This window comes from Sulfitobacter pontiacus (assembly GCF_040790665.1).
Lineage (GTDB): Bacteria > Pseudomonadota > Alphaproteobacteria > Rhodobacterales > Rhodobacteraceae > Sulfitobacter > Sulfitobacter pontiacus.
Window position 1 is genome coordinate 2,038,389 of sequence record NZ_CP160849.1, and the last position, 14,217, is coordinate 2,052,605.

Here is a 14,217-nt window from a genome sequence, read left to right on the forward strand (position 1 = left end):
GTATGGTGAACACCTTCCCAAACAGCCCTCAAGGAATCGAATATGTCACGATTTGCCGCCCCCATTGCCGAACAGATTTGGGACATGAAATACCGTTTTAAAGATGCCGACGGCACGCCGCGTGATGTGACGGTAGAAGACAGCTGGCGGCGAATCGCCCGTGATCTGGCACAGGTCGAAAAAGCACCGGAAAAATGGGAAGAGGCATTTTACGAAGCGCTGGAGGATTTCAAATTCCTCCCCGCGGGCCGCATCACTGCCGGGGCAGGTACTGCGCGCCGTGTGACATTGTTCAACTGTTTCGTCATGGGGACCGTGCCTGACAGCATGGCCGGCATCTTCGACATGCTCAAAGAAGCCGCTGTGACCATGCAGCAGGGGGGCGGGATCGGCTATGACTTTTCCACCATCCGGCCCCGTGGCGCGGATGTGCTGGGGGTCTCTGCTGACGCCTCCGGCCCGCTGAGCTTTATGGATGTCTGGGATGCCATGTGTCGGACGATCATGTCCGCCGGTTCGCGCCGTGGCGCGATGATGGCCACAATGCGCTGTGACCACCCTGATGTCGAAGACTTCATCGCCGCGAAATCCGACCCCGCGCGGCTGCGGATGTTCAACATGTCCGTGTTGATCACAGACCCTTTCATGGATGCGGTCAAGGCCGATGCCAGCTGGGATCTGCAGTTCAACGGCAAGGTCTATCGCACCGTTCAGGCCCGTGACCTGTGGAACCGGATCATGAAAGCCACGTACGAGTTCGCCGAGCCCGGTGTGATCTTTATCGATCGCATCAACGAGGCCAACAACCTGAGCTATTGCGAAACCATCGCCGCCACAAACCCCTGTGGGGAACAGCCGCTGCCGCCCTATGGTGCCTGTTTGCTGGGGTCGATCAATATGGCGCGGATGGTATCCGATCCGTTTGGCGACAACCCTCAGCTGGATGTCGAGGCGCTGAACAAGCTGGTCGCGACCGCTGTGCGCATGATGGATAACGTCGTTGACGTGTCGAAATTCCCGCTTGACGAACAGCAGGCAGAGGCGAAAGCCAAGCGTCGCATCGGGCTGGGTGTCACCGGTCTGGCGGATGCCTTGTTGATGGTCGGGCTACGCTATGGCTCGGACGCGGCGGCAGAGCAGACCGAGGCGTGGCTCAAGGCGATTGCGCGGGCGGCCTATCTGGCCTCCGTCGATCTGGCGAAGGAAAAGGGGGCCTTCCCGCTGTTCGAGGCGGACGCCTATCTGGCGTCCGGCACCATGCAGCAGATGGATGAGGATGTGCGCGACGCCATTGCCGAAAACGGCATCCGCAACGCGCTTTTGACCTCGATCGCGCCCACAGGCACCATCAGCCTTTATGCAGGCAACGTCAGCTCGGGGATCGAGCCGGTCTTTGCCTATGCCTACACCCGCAAGGTTCTGCAAAAGGATGGCAGCCGGACGGAGGAAGAAGTCGTCGATTACGCCGTACAGATGTGGCGCGATCTGAAGGGCGACGCGCCCTTGCCCGACTATTTCGTTAATGCGCAGACGCTGGCCCCTCTGGATCACGTCAAGATGCAGGCCGCGGCACAGAAATGGGTCGATAGCAGCATCTCGAAAACCATCAACTGCCCCGAAGACATCAGCTTTGACGCGTTCAAGGATGTTTATATGGCCGCTTGGGATCAAGGCTGCAAAGGCTGCACGACCTATCGTCCCAATGACGTGACCGGATCGGTTCTGTCGGTGTCAGAAAGCGCCGATACAGCCCCGGGCGAGGTGGCGGCCCAAGCCACCGCTGAGGAAGGCGGCGAGGTCGTTTATATGTCCGATCCGCTGGACCGTCCGGAAGAGCTTGAGGGCTCCACCTACAAGATCAAATGGCCCGACAGCGAGCATGCGCTGTATATCACCATTAACGATGTGGTGATCGGCGGGCATCGTCGTCCGTTCGAGGTCTTTATCAACTCCAAGAACATGGAGCATTTTGCCTGGACCGTGGCGCTTACCCGCATGATCTCTGCCGTGTTCCGTCGCGGTGGTGATGTGTCCTTTGTCGTCGAAGAGCTGAAGGCCGTCTTTGACCCGCGCGGCGGCGCCTGGATGCGCGGCAAATACATCCCCTCGATGCTGGCCGCTATCGGGGGCGTGATCGAACAACATTTGATCGCAACCGGTTTTATCGCGGGCGAAGGGCAGGGGCTGAAATCCGACCCGCAAGCCAAGGTCGTCGGCCTGGACGCCCCCCGCGGCAAAGCCTGCAGCAGCTGCGGCCAATACGACCTGCGCATGGTCGAAGGCTGCATGACCTGCGGTAGCTGCGGCCATAGTAAGTGTGGCTAATTGGAGTTGGGGGTGAGGTTTCAAAACCTCACCCTTATTCCTCAAACCATTGCGTCCAATTTTCGGATCCCCAAGATCTGCAGATGAATCCACAATCAAGGCCGCGCGCCTGTGTGGTGTTGCTTCGAGTCAGCGATCAACACGCTCACCGAACCCGCTTCACTTGCGTCTTACGATAAGGGTCACGCAAATCCGGCGCGCTTGGCCTGTGTCACCAGTTCCGTGACCCTCTCGGCATTGTTTGCCGCGACTTGTCCGTCTGCGTTCAAGCGGTTGTTCTCGAATCCGATCCGGGTCTTGCCGCCGTGGCGCATGGCCTCGATCAGGCAGGCGGTTTCTTGGGGGCCGAAGGCGCAGGCGGCCCAGTCGGCGTCCGGCAAGGCCGATTTTAGCCTTTGTGCCAGTGCTGCGACTTCCGCGGGTGTGCTGGTCTGGCCGCTGGTATAGCGCCCCAGAACGATCAGGGTCTTCAGCCTGTCGCGGGGGACATCGCCTTGTGCGACAAGCCGGGCAAGATGGGCGATATCCGCAGTGTCATAGAGGATGTGTTGAACGTCGATCTTCGCTTCGGCGCACATGGCAAAGAACCGTCGGGTGGCGGCATTCTCTTGATCGGCCGTGACCTCGTGCAGCGCGACCGACACGGCGCGCGGTTTCAGGGTTTCGACCAGATGGCGTTGTTCTGCGGGGGTAAAGCGGCCCGCGGCCTCGCTGGTGATCTGAACATAGAGGTCAGGGGCGCGCTGGCCGAGCTCGCTCAGAAGCTCGGCATAAAGCCCGAGGTCCAGAACATGCCGTTGCTCGGTATCGCGCACATGCGCATGAAGGCCATCGGCACCCGCAGCATGGCAGGCTAGCGCGCAGGCGACCGTCTCTTCTATGGTGACGGGGAGGGCGGGGTGATCCGCCTTGGTCAGCCGCGCCCCATTCGGCGCGACCATAAATCTGGGCAATGCGGTCATGCGGCAAGCGCCTTGTCGATGGCTGTTGATAGCTTGCCCACCAGCTCATCAATCTGCGCATCCTCGATGATAAACGGCGGCGCGAGCAGCACGTGGTCGCCATGTTGGCCATCGATTGTGCCAGACATCGGATAGCAGATCAGACCGGCGGCAAAGGCCTCCTTCTTGATCCGCGCGGCAAGGCCACGGGACGGATCGAAGGGTGCTTTGGTGCTGCGGTCGGCAACCAGTTCGATCCCGCGGAACAACCCGCGCCCGCGTATATCGCCAATGTTGTCATGATCGCCGAACTGCGCCTTTAGTGCTGCGTCAAGCTTGTCGCCCTGGGTGGTGACATGGGACAGCAGATCGCGGTCAAGGATTTCGCTAAGCACGGCATTGGCCGCCGTGGCCGCTAAGGCGTGCCCCATATAGGTGTGGCCGTGCTGGAAGAAACCGGTGCCCGCTGCAATCGCATCATAGATGGCGGCCGAGGTCAGCAGCGCGCCGATCGGTTGATAGCCCGCCCCAAGTCCTTTGGCGATGGTGATCATGTCCGGGGCGACGCCGTCCTCGGTGCAGGCGAATAGTTTGCCGGTACGGCCCATGCCACACATCACCTCGTCCAGGATCAGCAGCACGCCATATTGGTCGCAAATCTCGCGGATGCGCTTGAGATATCCCGGCACGGCAGGAACCGCGCCGGAGGTTGCACCCACGACAGGCTCCGCGAGGAAGGCCATCACCGTATCAGGGCCAAGCCGCAGGATTTCGGTTTCCAATTCATTCGCCACGCGCAGGCCGTAGGCCTCTTGCGTTTCGCCGTCCTGCCGGTCGCGGTACTCATAGCAGGGGCTGATATGGGTGGTGTCGGCAAGCAGGGGCGCGAACTGGGTGCGACGCCACGCATTCCCCCCTGCTGCCAAAGCGCCCAATGTATTCCCGTGATAGCTTTGGCGGCGGGCAATGACGCGGTGGCGCTTGGGCTGCCCGATTTCCAGAAAATACTGCCGCGCGAGCTTGATCGATGCCTCGACCGCTTCGGAGCCCCCAGAGACGAGATATACCCGATCAATGCCCGCAGGCGCGTTCTCGACCAAGCGATCGGCCAAACGCTCTGCCGGATCCGACGTGAAAAAGCCGGTGTGCGCGAAGGCAAGCTGGTCAATCTGGGCGTGCAGGGCAGCGCGGACGGCCTGATTTGAATGCCCCAGACAGGAAACAGCAGCGCCGCCCGAACCATCAAGATATCTACGTCCATCCGCATCGATCAGATAGCAGCCGTCCCCCTTGGTGGCGACCGGCAGCGCGCCTTTGGTGGATCTGCCGAAGATACGACTTTTCATGACTGTAGTCCTTGCTTGAAGACGCGCTTTGGGTGACGTGACATCAGCACTTGTTTGCGCGATGATGCGTTTGTATTATTTTATTGCAATAGATTAAGCAAATGTATTTTTGCAGTGCATTGGGTGTGACAGCGGCGTGAACGCCGGCACGCATTAACAGAAGGTAAGGGTTTGATGAGCAACGATGAAACGCTGAAAGACCGCTTGTCACAGGTAAGTGCGCAAGGTACGCCCGCGCTTCGGTCCTTTGCGCGGTGGCTTCTTGATAACCTTTCGCTCGTGGCCTTTAGCTCGATTCGCGGGCTGGCCAAGCAGGCAGGGGTCAATCCGAATACCGTGACCCGTATGGCGAAGGAGCTTGGCTATACCAGCTTTGACGCCTTCCGCACGGATGTGCAGGCAACGATCCAGACACCTGCGCCAAACTACGGCGCGCGTGCCCAGACACTAAGACACGAACATCGCGACAGCGCGTTCGCCGCGCTCATGGAAGCGCATGGTGAAAACACGGCGATGCTTTTCTCGGCAGATATTCTGGACACGCTTAATGCGTGCATCGACCCGTTGCTCGGGGCGCGCAAAGTCTATGTGGTCGGCGTGCGCAGCTGCTATGCGATCGCGCATTATTTCTCGTATGTGGGCGGCATGGCCTTCTCGAATTTCGTAGACGTGCCGACCCTGCCGGGGGGCATTGTCGATGTCCTGTCTCAGGCCACGTCCGAGGATATTATCGTCGGGATCACCTATGAACACTACGCGGCAGAGGTGGTTCAGGCCTGCCAGATCGCCCAGTCCCGCGGCGCGCGGGTTCTGGCGCTGACGGACAGTCATGGCTCCCCAATCGCTGTTGGCGCTTGGAAAGTGGTCCCGCTGCCGATGGCCGGACCTCATTTCCTGCCGTCGCTCAATTCGGCGTTTCTAGCGGTGGAGATGCTGCTGGTCGGCATGGCCGCGCGTTCGGATGACGCGGCAGAGCGGGTATCGAGCTTCGAGGACCGTATCCGGCAGTATGGCGGCTACAACGTGTGAGGTGTCTTGCGCGGGTGAAAATCATCCGGCAGGCCCAATGCCACGCCAGAGCCACCGGTGATCAACCCCGTGGACCGCAGGTCGCTTTCGTCCAGCGCGACGGTGACCGCATAGGATAAGCCTTGGGCCAGTTCGCGACATGACTGACGGTTATACCGATAACGGGCGTGTTGTGGGCGCGGGTCTGGCTGCTACGCGCCCCACTCTGCATGTGACCCAAGATGCGCGATGAGAAAGTCGATCAGGATGCGCGTCTTGGGGGTAAGCACGTTTGAGCGCGGGTACATCAACCACAAGACCGAACTGTCGTTCAGCTTCCATTTCGGCAGGACACGGATCAACCGGCCCGAGCGCAGCTCGTCCGAGACGCTCCAGAGGGAATTGATCGACAGACCGGCCCCCGCAAGGGTGGCCTCACGCTGAGCGTCACCATCGTCAACGATGGTCCGGCAGATCATCTGGGCGGGGTCAAGCGGCGCGGTTTCGCCCTCTGGGCCGATCAATTCGCGCGGCTCAAGGTCGATCCATGCCAGAAACCGATGCCCCCGAAGCTCTGCCGGTGACTGCGGTACGCCGTGTTCCTCAAGATATGCAGGAGAGGCACAAAGAACGCGGGTATCATCCGCCAGCTTGCGCCCCTTGAGGCTGCTGTCGGTCAGGGGGGCCGCGCGCAACGCCAGGTCAAAACTGCCCTCGATCGCGTCAAACCGTGCGTCAGACAGGCGAAGTTCGAGCGTAAGGTCGGGGAACGCCGCGTGAAACTGCGGCAGAAGGGGCATAATGTGACGCTGCGCGAAACTGCTTGGCGCGGCAAATCGGATGGTGCCCTTGGGGCTGGTTTCATGGCTGCCAAGAACGGCCATCGCCGCCTCTGCCTGCGCCAGTATCTCCCGCGCGTAAGGAAGGAAGTCGGACCCTTCGAGCGACAGCGACACTTTACGGGTGGTGCGTCGCAGCAGCTCTACGCCAAGCTCCTGTTCCAGTTTGGCAAGGCGGGCGCTGGCGACCGCAGGGGCAAGACCCAGATTCCGTCCGGCAGCAGAGATGTTTAGCCGGTCGGCGGCCATTACAAAAAGGCGCAGGTTGTCAGTATCCACCGCTATTATCTCCGCTATCCGAATAATCAAATCGGAAAAATGCCGGTTTTCTACCGTTTCACAAGACCTATTTTTCAGCGACACAATGAAGGAACAAAGAAATGAAAGCCATTGGATATAGCGCGGCGGGCCCTGCGGACACGCTCGATATGATTGAAATCGACCGGGCCGCGGTGGGACCGCGTGATCTGCTGGTCGCGGTGAAAGGCATCTCGGTCAATCCGGTCGACGTGAAGCTGCGCGCCGCCACCCAACCCGAAGGCGCGGCGCGCGTTCTGGGCTTTGACGCGGCAGGCGTCGTGGCCGAAGTAGGCGCGTCGGTCACCGGCTTTAAGGTCGGCGATGAGGTCTTCTATGCGGGCGACGTCACGCGCGCGGGCACCAATGCGGAATTCCATGCCGTCGATGAACGGATCGTCGGGCGCAAGCCGGCCAGCCTCGACTTTACCGAAGCGGCGGGGCTGCCGCTGACCTCGATCACCGCGTGGGAGATGTTGTTCGACGCATTCCGCCTGACCGAAGGGGGCGGCGCGGAGCAAAGCTTGCTGGTGATCGGTGGCGCTGGCGGCGTCGGCTCTATCCTTATCCAGTTGGCCAAAGCGCTGACCGGGCTTACCGTCATTGCGACGGCCTCTCGGCCCGAGACCGAGGATTGGGTGCGCAAGATGGGGGCGGATCACGTGGTTGACCATCGCGGTGACCTAGCCGCGCAGCTGGCAGAGCTGAGCCAGACCCCAAGCTATGTCGCCGCGTTGACGGCGACGGATCAGCATTGGCCCGCAATCATCGACTTGATCGCGCCCCGCGGCCAGATCGCGCTGATCGACGACCCCGAGGCGCTGGATATCAAGGCGGCCAAGCCCAAGGCGTTGAGCATCCATTGGGAATTCATGTTCACCCGTTCGATGTTCGCGACCGACGATATGGATGCCCAGCAAGACCTGCTGAACCGCGTCGCAGCGATGATCGACGCAGGCACATTGCAGTCGACAGTCACCGAGCGCGGCGAGGCGCTGACCGTCGAGGCGCTGCGCGCAGCGCATCTGCGGCAAGAAAGCGGTCGCGTGATTGGCAAACAGGTGCTTGGCGGACTTTAAGTAATAGAGATCACGCGGGGGCGTCGTGCCATGTTCACGCCACGCCCCCGCGTCCCTTCCGCCTTTGAAGGGGCGCGTAGATTGCCCATAGGTTCGCGTAAGCGCAACGAGTTGCTGATCAGGGCTTGACCTGCGTCAAGTGAATCAATAATTCCCGATATATGGATAAGAATCACGCTCTCGACGCTTTTGCGGCGCTCAGTCAGGTCACCCGCCTTGATGTCTTCCGTCTTCTCATCACAGCCGGAGAAGGGGGAATGTCGGCAGGCGATATCGGCGACACCTTGGGGGTGCGACAGAACACGATGTCGACCAACCTCGCGATTCTGGCACGTTCGGGCCTTATTCGCAGCAAGCGCGAAGGGCGAAGCATTCGTTACTTTGCCGATATGGAGGGGCTGCGCGGTTTGCTCGCCTTTCTGATGGAGGATTGCTGCGGCGGGCGCCCGGAACTCTGCCAGCCCATCATAAACGAGCTCGCCTGCCCCTGTTAGACGCGCATGGGGGAGGTGCCGCATTGGTCCTGTAACATTCCTGTGCTGACATCGGGCAACCACATATTCACGGCCAAGGGGCTGCAATTTTTGAAGGTTCGACATGACTGATACGACACTTCCCGCGGCGGCGGGTCTGGGCACGTTTGAAAAATGGCTGTCCGTCTGGGTGGCGCTGGCGATTGGCGCGGGGCTGCTGCTTGGCAATCTGTTTCCGACTGCCTTTGGCATGCTCGCCGGGCTTGAGGTGGCGTCGGTGAACCTGCCCGTTGCGGTGCTGATCTGGGCGATGGTGTTCCCGATGATGGTCGGTGTGGATTTCGGAGCCTTGCGTCAGGTGGGGGACAAGCCGAAAGGGTTGGTTGTCACGGTGGTGGTGAACTGGCTGGTCAAGCCCTTCACCATGGCCGCCCTTGGCGTGTTGTTCTTTAACTATTTTTTCGCAGGTCTGATCCCGCCGGATGACGCGCAGGCCTATCTTGCGGGCGTTATCCTGCTGGGGGCCGCACCCTGTACCGCGATGGTGTTCGTCTGGTCGAACCTGACGCGGGGGGATGCGACCTATACGCTGGTGCAGGTGAGCGTGAACGACGTCATCATGGTGTTCGCCTTCGCGCCCATCGTTGCCTTCTTGCTGGGGGCCACGGATATCGTTGTGCCTTGGGATACGCTGCTGTTGTCCGTGGGCCTTTACGTAATGCTGCCGCTTTTCGTGGGATATCTGACGCGCCAGCGGCTGATTGCGCAAGGCGGCGAAGCGGCGGTGGATCGGTTCAAGGCGGGTGTGCAGCCGTTTTCGATCATCGGTCTGCTTGTGACGGTGGTCTTGCTTTTCGCGTTTCAGGGCGAGGTGATCCTGGACCGGCCGCTGGTGATTGCCCTGATCGCTGTGCCGCTTCTGATCCAGTCCTACGGGATATTCTTTCTGGCCTATGGGGTCGCGCGGGCCTGGGGTATCCCCTTCAACGTCGCGGCACCCTGCGCCTTGATCGGCACCTCCAACTTTTTCGAGCTGGCGGTCGCGGTTGCGATCAGCCTTTTCGGGCTCGGATCCGGTGCAGCATTGGCGACGGTGGTCGGTGTCTTGGTTGAAGTGCCTGTCATGCTGTCGCTTGTCGCTTTTGCAAACAGAACCCGCCACTGGTTCCCTGCCTCGGAGGGGTCAGCGTGAGTGTTGTCATTCATCATAACCCCGACTGCGGCACGTCCCGCAATGTGCTGGCCATCATAAAAGCATCGGGCGTGGAGCCCGTTGTGATCCCCTATCTTGATACCGGCTGGACGCGCGAACAGCTTTTGGGGCTTTTCGCGGCGGCGGGTTTGACGCCGCGCAGCGCTTTGCGGGTAAAGCGATCTCCGGCAGAGGCATTGGGGCTGCTGGATCCTGACGTGGGCGACGAAGCCCTTCTGGCCGCCATGCTGGAACACCCCATTCTGGTCAATCGCCCCATTGTCTGCACACCCAAAGGCGTCCGGCTGTGCCGCCCAAGCGAGGCCGTGTTGGACTTGCTTGACCACCTCCCACAGGGGCCGCTGACCAAGGAAGACGGCTCTTTACTGATTGACGCGGAAGGAAACCGAGTTGCCTGATACCCCGAACCTTGATGACACCCATTTCAAAGCGATTGATGCGGCGCGTCTGCTTGAGCCCGCAGCAGACGCGGATCGCCCGCGTATTTTGTTGCTTTACGGATCATTGCGGGACCGGTCGTTCAGCCGGCTCATGACAGAGGAAGCCGCGCGCATTCTGACACGGCTGGGGGCCGACACGCGTACCTATTCGCCGTCTGGCCTGCCGCTGCCGGATGATGCCGACGCCAGTCACCCCAAAGTGCAGGAGCTGCGCGATCTGGTCACGTGGTCGGACGGTATGGTCTGGTGTTCACCCGAACGCCACGGGGCCATGACCGGCATCATGAAAACCCAGATCGACTGGATTCCGCTGTCCTTGGGCGGTGTGCGCCCGACGCAGGGCAAAACGCTGGCCGTGATGCAGGTCAGCGGGGGGTCACAAAGCTTTAACGCCGTGAACCAGCTGCGCATTCTTGGGCGTTGGATGCGGTTGCTCACGATCCCGAACCAGTCCTCCACCCCCAAAGCCTTTCTGGAGTTTGACGACGCGGATCGGATGAAGCCATCGCCGTTCTATGATCGGGTCGTTGATGTCATGGAAGAGCTGGTGAAGTTCACGGTGCTGACCAAAGACAGGAAAGACTACCTGCTGGATCGCTATAGCGAGCGTAAGGAAAGCGCCGCCGAGCTGTCGAAGCGCGTGAACCAGAAATCGATCTGACCGATTTGTCGACCGCAGGGGCAGAAATATCCGTATGTTGAACGGGACGCGGCTTGAATGATTTGCGCGACAGCTGCGGTGGATGGTCTGTTAAAGCTTCATCCAGCGCAGTTGCCTGCCTAAGGTGACCGCGCAGCGGCTGCATATAATGATCGTGATATCGCCAGAGACAGGGGCATTTTGTGACACAACTATCTGATACACCAACCCGTTACGGCGCCGTAAGCCGGCTGCTTCACTGGGGCATGGCTGCATTGTTTGCGGCGCAGTTTATCTCCGCCGCGGCGCATTGGGCGCTTCCGCGAGAGAACACCCTGCGCGAGCTTCTTTGGGGCTACCATACGACGCTGGGGGTGACGCTATTCGCGCTGATCCTGGTGCGCGGTTTGTGGGGGCTGGCGAACATCCAACGGCGGCCTGCGCATGCCGGTTTGATGGGGCAGGCGGCTGTCGCGGGTCATGTGGTTCTATATGCCTTGATGGTGATCGTCCCGGGCGTACGGCTCTTGGCCGCAGCGGGCGGCACCCGTGGCCTGAGCTATTTCGGGGTGCAGATATTCCCGCCCCAAACCGCCGAGGTCGCCTGGATGCAAGCGCCCGCGGAATGGCATGGAGAGCTGGGCTGGATCCTTGCCCTTGTGGTGCTTGGGCATATCTTCATGGCAGTCGTTTGGCATCGCCTGATCCAGCGTGATGATGTCCTGTCCACGATGGCGGGGCGGTAAGACGCTGAAAATAGGGAACTTGGGTCTTTCCCGAGGTCAATGCCCGCGTCTTCGGTTTTACTATGGGGCCTTCAGGGGGTAAGACAGGCCAACGGCCTGGCTGCTTTTCACCACTTTCAACAAAGGCTTTCCCATGGCCACCAAAACCAACTTGCACCCCCGCAACCTCCACAACGAGGGGTATGATTTCGCGCGTCTGATTGCGGCCCTCCCCGAGCTAGGGCCGTTTACCGGCCCTAATCCAGCAGGTCAGACCACCATCGATTTCCGGGATGTAGCGGCTGTGCGTATGCTCAATCGAGCGCTGCTCAAGGCGGACTACGGCATTGATTTCTGGGACATCCCGCCGAACTATCTTTGCCCGCCCATTCCGGGGCGCGTCGATTATATCCACCATCTGGCCGATCTGCTTGCGCGCAGCAACAACAACGAGATTCCGCGCGGGCCGCAGATCAAGGCGTTGGACATCGGCACCGGCGCGAGCCTGGTCTACCCGCTGACGGGGCAAAGCGCCTATGGCTGGCAGTTTACCGGTGTCGATATCGACCCTGTGGCCATCAAGTCTGCGCAACAGATTGCAAAGGCCAACGCGCTGGACGTGGACCTGCGGCTGCAAGAGAACCGCGAGGATATTTTCGACGGGGTGATCCATCCTGACGACCGTTTCCACGTCACCCTGTGCAACCCGCCCTTTCACGCCTCAATGGAAAGGGCGACGAAGGGCACGCAACGGAAATGGGCGAACCTTGGCAAAGGGCGCTCAGGCAAGCTCAATTTCGGCGGGCAAAACGCCGAGCTCTGGTGCCCTGGCGGCGAGATCAAGTTCATCGCCAGCATGGTCGACCAAAGCCGCGCGATTGCGGGGCAATGTCTGTGGTTTACGTCGCTTGTGTCAAAAAAGGACAACGTGCAGACGCTGTATAAAATCCTGAAAAAGGCCAAGGTCGCCAACTGCGATGTGGTCGAGATGGCGCAGGGGCAAAAGACAAGCCGGTTCATCGCCTGGACATTCGTCAAGAAAGATCAGCGTGCGTCCTTTATGAAGGAAACCGCGCGCTAGAACAGCCACGCGCGTGTCTGATACCCCGCGACATTAACCGCCCGTATCGCCCTTCGTCTCGATCTTGAGCGTGGTGCCGCAGTGTTTGCAGTGAACGGCGTCTGTCTCGTGACGGTTCAGGCCACATTCGGGGCAGGTGTGCTTGATCTTGGAGGGTTGGAAAATCGTGCGCGCCAATTGCACGAACAGCGCGACCCCGACCACCATGATGAACACCGACAGCAGTTTGCCACCCGTCGTCGTCATCGTGATATCGCCAAAACCCGTTGTCGTCAGCGTCGCCACTGTAAAGTACAGTGCATCGACATAGCCCGCGACGCCCGCGTCCTCTTCAAAGGTCAGCACAAACACCAGCGATGTGATGACAAAGATGAACACCAGCAGGTTGACCGCGGCAAGGATCGCGTCCTCGTGTTTGCGGAAAAACGCGCTTTCGCGTCGCAGATCGTGCAGCAGGTGATAGGCATGGATCAGCCGCAAACCGCGCAAGACCCGCAGGAACGCAAAGCTTTCGGCCATAAGCGGTGCCAGCACCAGCGATATCACCACCACCAGATCAGCAAGGGTGTAGATGCGCGTCAGCTCTTTGCGCAGGTTCGTAGAGATCCAAAGACGCGCGGCAAGGTCAAACAGGATGAACAGACCAAAGAACGCATTGACCGCCGTAATCACCGGCGTTGACGGCAGCGCGGCGGTGGCGATGAAATAGATGATCGTCAGGGAATCAAACAGGATCAACCCGTAACGAAACCGGCGCGAGCGCGTGTTTTGCCCATCGTATAAAGCTTTAATCGTACTGCGTAGACTGTTCATTGATCGGACATACCGCTTCCCTCAGGGTCGTCATCGTCAACAACCGCTGAGGGGCAAGATGGCGCAAGGCGCGCCAATATCAATGGTTTGCGTGAGGCGGCGGGATTACTCAGCCGTGGGCTCGTCTGTCCGGGTCAGGCGGCGCACAAAGCTGACGCCCGTTTGACGGCGCAGCATGCGACGGGATTTATGCTTTAGGCCGACTTCTTCCAGCACCTTGGGGTTGCGGTAATGCACCGTGAAGATATCGCGATCTTCGGGCAGGGGCTCCCCCCGTATCTTGCCGCCCAGGATATAATGTTGCTCTTCCGCCAGCGGGTTCCATGTCAGGCCCGCACGGCGGATGGCGACAGGAAGGCTCATCTGATCCAGATAGGGGCGTCGCTTTTCCAGCGTGTCGATCTCGTCAATCCGTCGGGCCGTTTCGTACCAGACATCGGCAAACCGGCCCTGTGGTCCTTCGGCTTCGGGGAAAAGGACGAAACCGGACGAGAAATAGGGCACTTTGGGGCGGCGCGACTGGCGCATCAGGTACACGCGCTCTTCGGGGATCTCCATATCGAAGGCCCCGTAGATCAGGTCCCAGATGTCTTTCTGCGCCCAATACATACTGGCCGCGACAGAGCAGGAAACATGGCTGGATTTCACGATATTGTCGATTGTATTGGGGCGGATAAACAAGACGTCGGAATCCACAAAGGCGGAAAACTCGCTCTCGCGGGGCTGCATCGCGGCGATGATCTTGTTGCCGTGGGGATAGGGCTCGCGCCACATGCCTTCCGTTTTCATCGGGCGCAGCTCCGCGCCCATTTTCTCGTGTGCGATGAACACCGAGGGGTGAACGTCGTTCATGCGATGTTCGGGCACATAGCCGATGCAGGCCACGTCTTCGGAAAACTGCTCGCGTACAGAGGCAAGCAGGCTACAGGCCATGATGTCGTAAGAGGGCGGTTCCACGATATAGGTGAGCGTAAGTCTCGGTTTCGCCATTAATCTG

At 60.1% G+C, this 14,217-nt stretch carries 14 protein-coding genes; 9 read left to right on the top strand and 5 right to left on the bottom strand.

Annotated features, from left to right (window positions below):
• The first annotated feature begins 42 nt into the window (after positions 1-42).
• A complete protein-coding gene (locus tag AB1495_RS10030; protein WP_064217329.1) occupies positions 43-2,325 on the top strand; it encodes an adenosylcobalamin-dependent ribonucleoside-diphosphate reductase in 2,283 nt (760 codons plus the stop codon).
• Between the two features lie 182 nt (positions 2,326-2,507).
• On the opposite strand, the gene AB1495_RS10035 is transcribed toward AB1495_RS10030, so the two are convergent.
• Positions 2,508-3,287, bottom strand: a complete 780-nt coding sequence (locus AB1495_RS10035; RefSeq protein WP_074635376.1) for a 3-keto-5-aminohexanoate cleavage protein — start codon at positions 3,285-3,287, stop codon at positions 2,508-2,510.
• Positions 3,284-4,612 carry an aspartate aminotransferase family protein gene (locus tag AB1495_RS10040; protein ID WP_074635378.1) on the bottom strand — a complete coding sequence of 443 codons (1,329 nt, stop codon included), beginning with the start codon at positions 4,610-4,612 and terminating at the stop codon, positions 3,284-3,286. The genes AB1495_RS10035 and AB1495_RS10040 overlap by 4 nt, the downstream gene beginning before the upstream one ends.
• Positions 4,613-4,786: 174 nt before the next feature.
• Between AB1495_RS10040 and AB1495_RS10045 the strand changes: the two genes are divergently transcribed.
• Complete coding sequence (locus AB1495_RS10045; RefSeq protein ID WP_074635380.1) at positions 4,787-5,641, top strand: MurR/RpiR family transcriptional regulator; 855 nt, start codon at positions 4,787-4,789, stop codon at positions 5,639-5,641.
• Positions 5,642-5,832: 191 nt separating this feature from the next.
• On the opposite strand, the gene AB1495_RS10050 is transcribed toward AB1495_RS10045, so the two are convergent.
• The gene (locus AB1495_RS10050; protein ID WP_074635381.1) at positions 5,833-6,738 is read right to left on the bottom strand and encodes a LysR family transcriptional regulator; all 906 of its coding nucleotides are present in this window, start codon (positions 6,736-6,738) and stop codon (positions 5,833-5,835) included.
• A gap of 101 nt (positions 6,739-6,839) precedes the next feature.
• Between AB1495_RS10050 and AB1495_RS10055 the strand changes: the two genes are divergently transcribed.
• From AB1495_RS10055 to rlmF, 7 genes are all read left to right on the top strand, one after another.
• A complete protein-coding gene (locus AB1495_RS10055) occupies positions 6,840-7,835 on the top strand; it encodes a zinc-binding alcohol dehydrogenase family protein (protein ID WP_074635382.1) in 996 nt (331 codons plus the stop codon).
• Positions 7,836-7,996: 161 nt separating this feature from the next.
• A complete protein-coding gene (locus AB1495_RS10060; protein WP_005852102.1) occupies positions 7,997-8,329 on the top strand; it encodes a helix-turn-helix transcriptional regulator in 333 nt (110 codons plus the stop codon).
• A gap of 103 nt (positions 8,330-8,432) precedes the next feature.
• Positions 8,433-9,500, top strand: a complete 1,068-nt coding sequence (gene arsB, locus AB1495_RS10065) for an ACR3 family arsenite efflux transporter (RefSeq protein ID WP_074635383.1) — start codon at positions 8,433-8,435, stop codon at positions 9,498-9,500.
• Entirely contained in the window at positions 9,497-9,919 is a 423-nt protein-coding gene (gene arsC / locus AB1495_RS10070) for an arsenate reductase (glutaredoxin) (RefSeq protein ID WP_074635384.1), read from the top strand. Before arsB ends, arsC begins: the two co-directional genes overlap by 4 nt.
• Positions 9,912-10,622, top strand: coding sequence for an arsenical resistance protein ArsH (arsH, locus tag AB1495_RS10075; protein WP_074635386.1), 711 nt, complete (start codon positions 9,912-9,914; stop codon positions 10,620-10,622). Before arsC ends, arsH begins: the two co-directional genes overlap by 8 nt.
• A 182-nt stretch (positions 10,623-10,804) precedes the next feature.
• Complete coding sequence (locus AB1495_RS10080; protein WP_074635388.1) at positions 10,805-11,347, top strand: cytochrome b; 543 nt, start codon at positions 10,805-10,807, stop codon at positions 11,345-11,347.
• Between the two features lie 133 nt (positions 11,348-11,480).
• The gene (rlmF, locus tag AB1495_RS10085) at positions 11,481-12,407 is read left to right on the top strand and encodes a 23S rRNA (adenine(1618)-N(6))-methyltransferase RlmF (RefSeq protein ID WP_074635389.1); all 927 of its coding nucleotides are present in this window, start codon (positions 11,481-11,483) and stop codon (positions 12,405-12,407) included.
• A gap of 33 nt (positions 12,408-12,440) precedes the next feature.
• Here rlmF and AB1495_RS10090 read toward each other — a convergent pair whose 3' ends face one another.
• Both AB1495_RS10090 and AB1495_RS10095 read right to left on the bottom strand, forming a co-directional pair.
• Positions 12,441-13,220 carry an ion channel gene (locus AB1495_RS10090; RefSeq protein ID WP_037943672.1) on the bottom strand — a complete coding sequence of 260 codons (780 nt, stop codon included), beginning with the start codon at positions 13,218-13,220 and terminating at the stop codon, positions 12,441-12,443.
• Between the two features lie 105 nt (positions 13,221-13,325).
• A complete protein-coding gene (locus AB1495_RS10095) occupies positions 13,326-14,210 on the bottom strand; it encodes a hypothetical protein (protein ID WP_074635391.1) in 885 nt (294 codons plus the stop codon).
• Positions 14,211-14,217: the final 7 nt, after the last annotated feature.

Excerpts from the sequence above, each read along its gene's own strand:
- AB1495_RS10040 (WP_074635378.1), bottom strand. The coding sequence starts at position 4,612 with ATGAAAAGTCGTATCTTCGGCAGATCCACCAAAGGCGCGCTGCCGGTC.
- AB1495_RS10045 (WP_074635380.1), top strand. The coding sequence starts at position 4,787 with ATGAGCAACGATGAAACGCTGAAAGACCGCTTGTCACAGGTAAGTGCG.
- AB1495_RS10090 (WP_037943672.1), bottom strand. The coding sequence starts at position 13,220 with ATGAACAGTCTACGCAGTACGATTAAAGCTTTATACGATGGGCAAAAC.
- arsB (WP_074635383.1), top strand. The coding sequence starts at position 8,433 with ATGACTGATACGACACTTCCCGCGGCGGCGGGTCTGGGCACGTTTGAA.
- AB1495_RS10030 (WP_064217329.1), top strand. The coding sequence starts at position 43 with ATGTCACGATTTGCCGCCCCCATTGCCGAACAGATTTGGGACATGAAA.
- AB1495_RS10095 (WP_074635391.1), bottom strand. The coding sequence starts at position 14,210 with ATGGCGAAACCGAGACTTACGCTCACCTATATCGTGGAACCGCCCTCT.
- AB1495_RS10035 (WP_074635376.1), bottom strand. The coding sequence starts at position 3,287 with ATGACCGCATTGCCCAGATTTATGGTCGCGCCGAATGGGGCGCGGCTG.
- AB1495_RS10060 (WP_005852102.1), top strand. The coding sequence starts at position 7,997 with ATGGATAAGAATCACGCTCTCGACGCTTTTGCGGCGCTCAGTCAGGTC.
- rlmF (WP_074635389.1), top strand. The coding sequence starts at position 11,481 with ATGGCCACCAAAACCAACTTGCACCCCCGCAACCTCCACAACGAGGGG.
- AB1495_RS10055 (WP_074635382.1), top strand. The coding sequence starts at position 6,840 with ATGAAAGCCATTGGATATAGCGCGGCGGGCCCTGCGGACACGCTCGAT.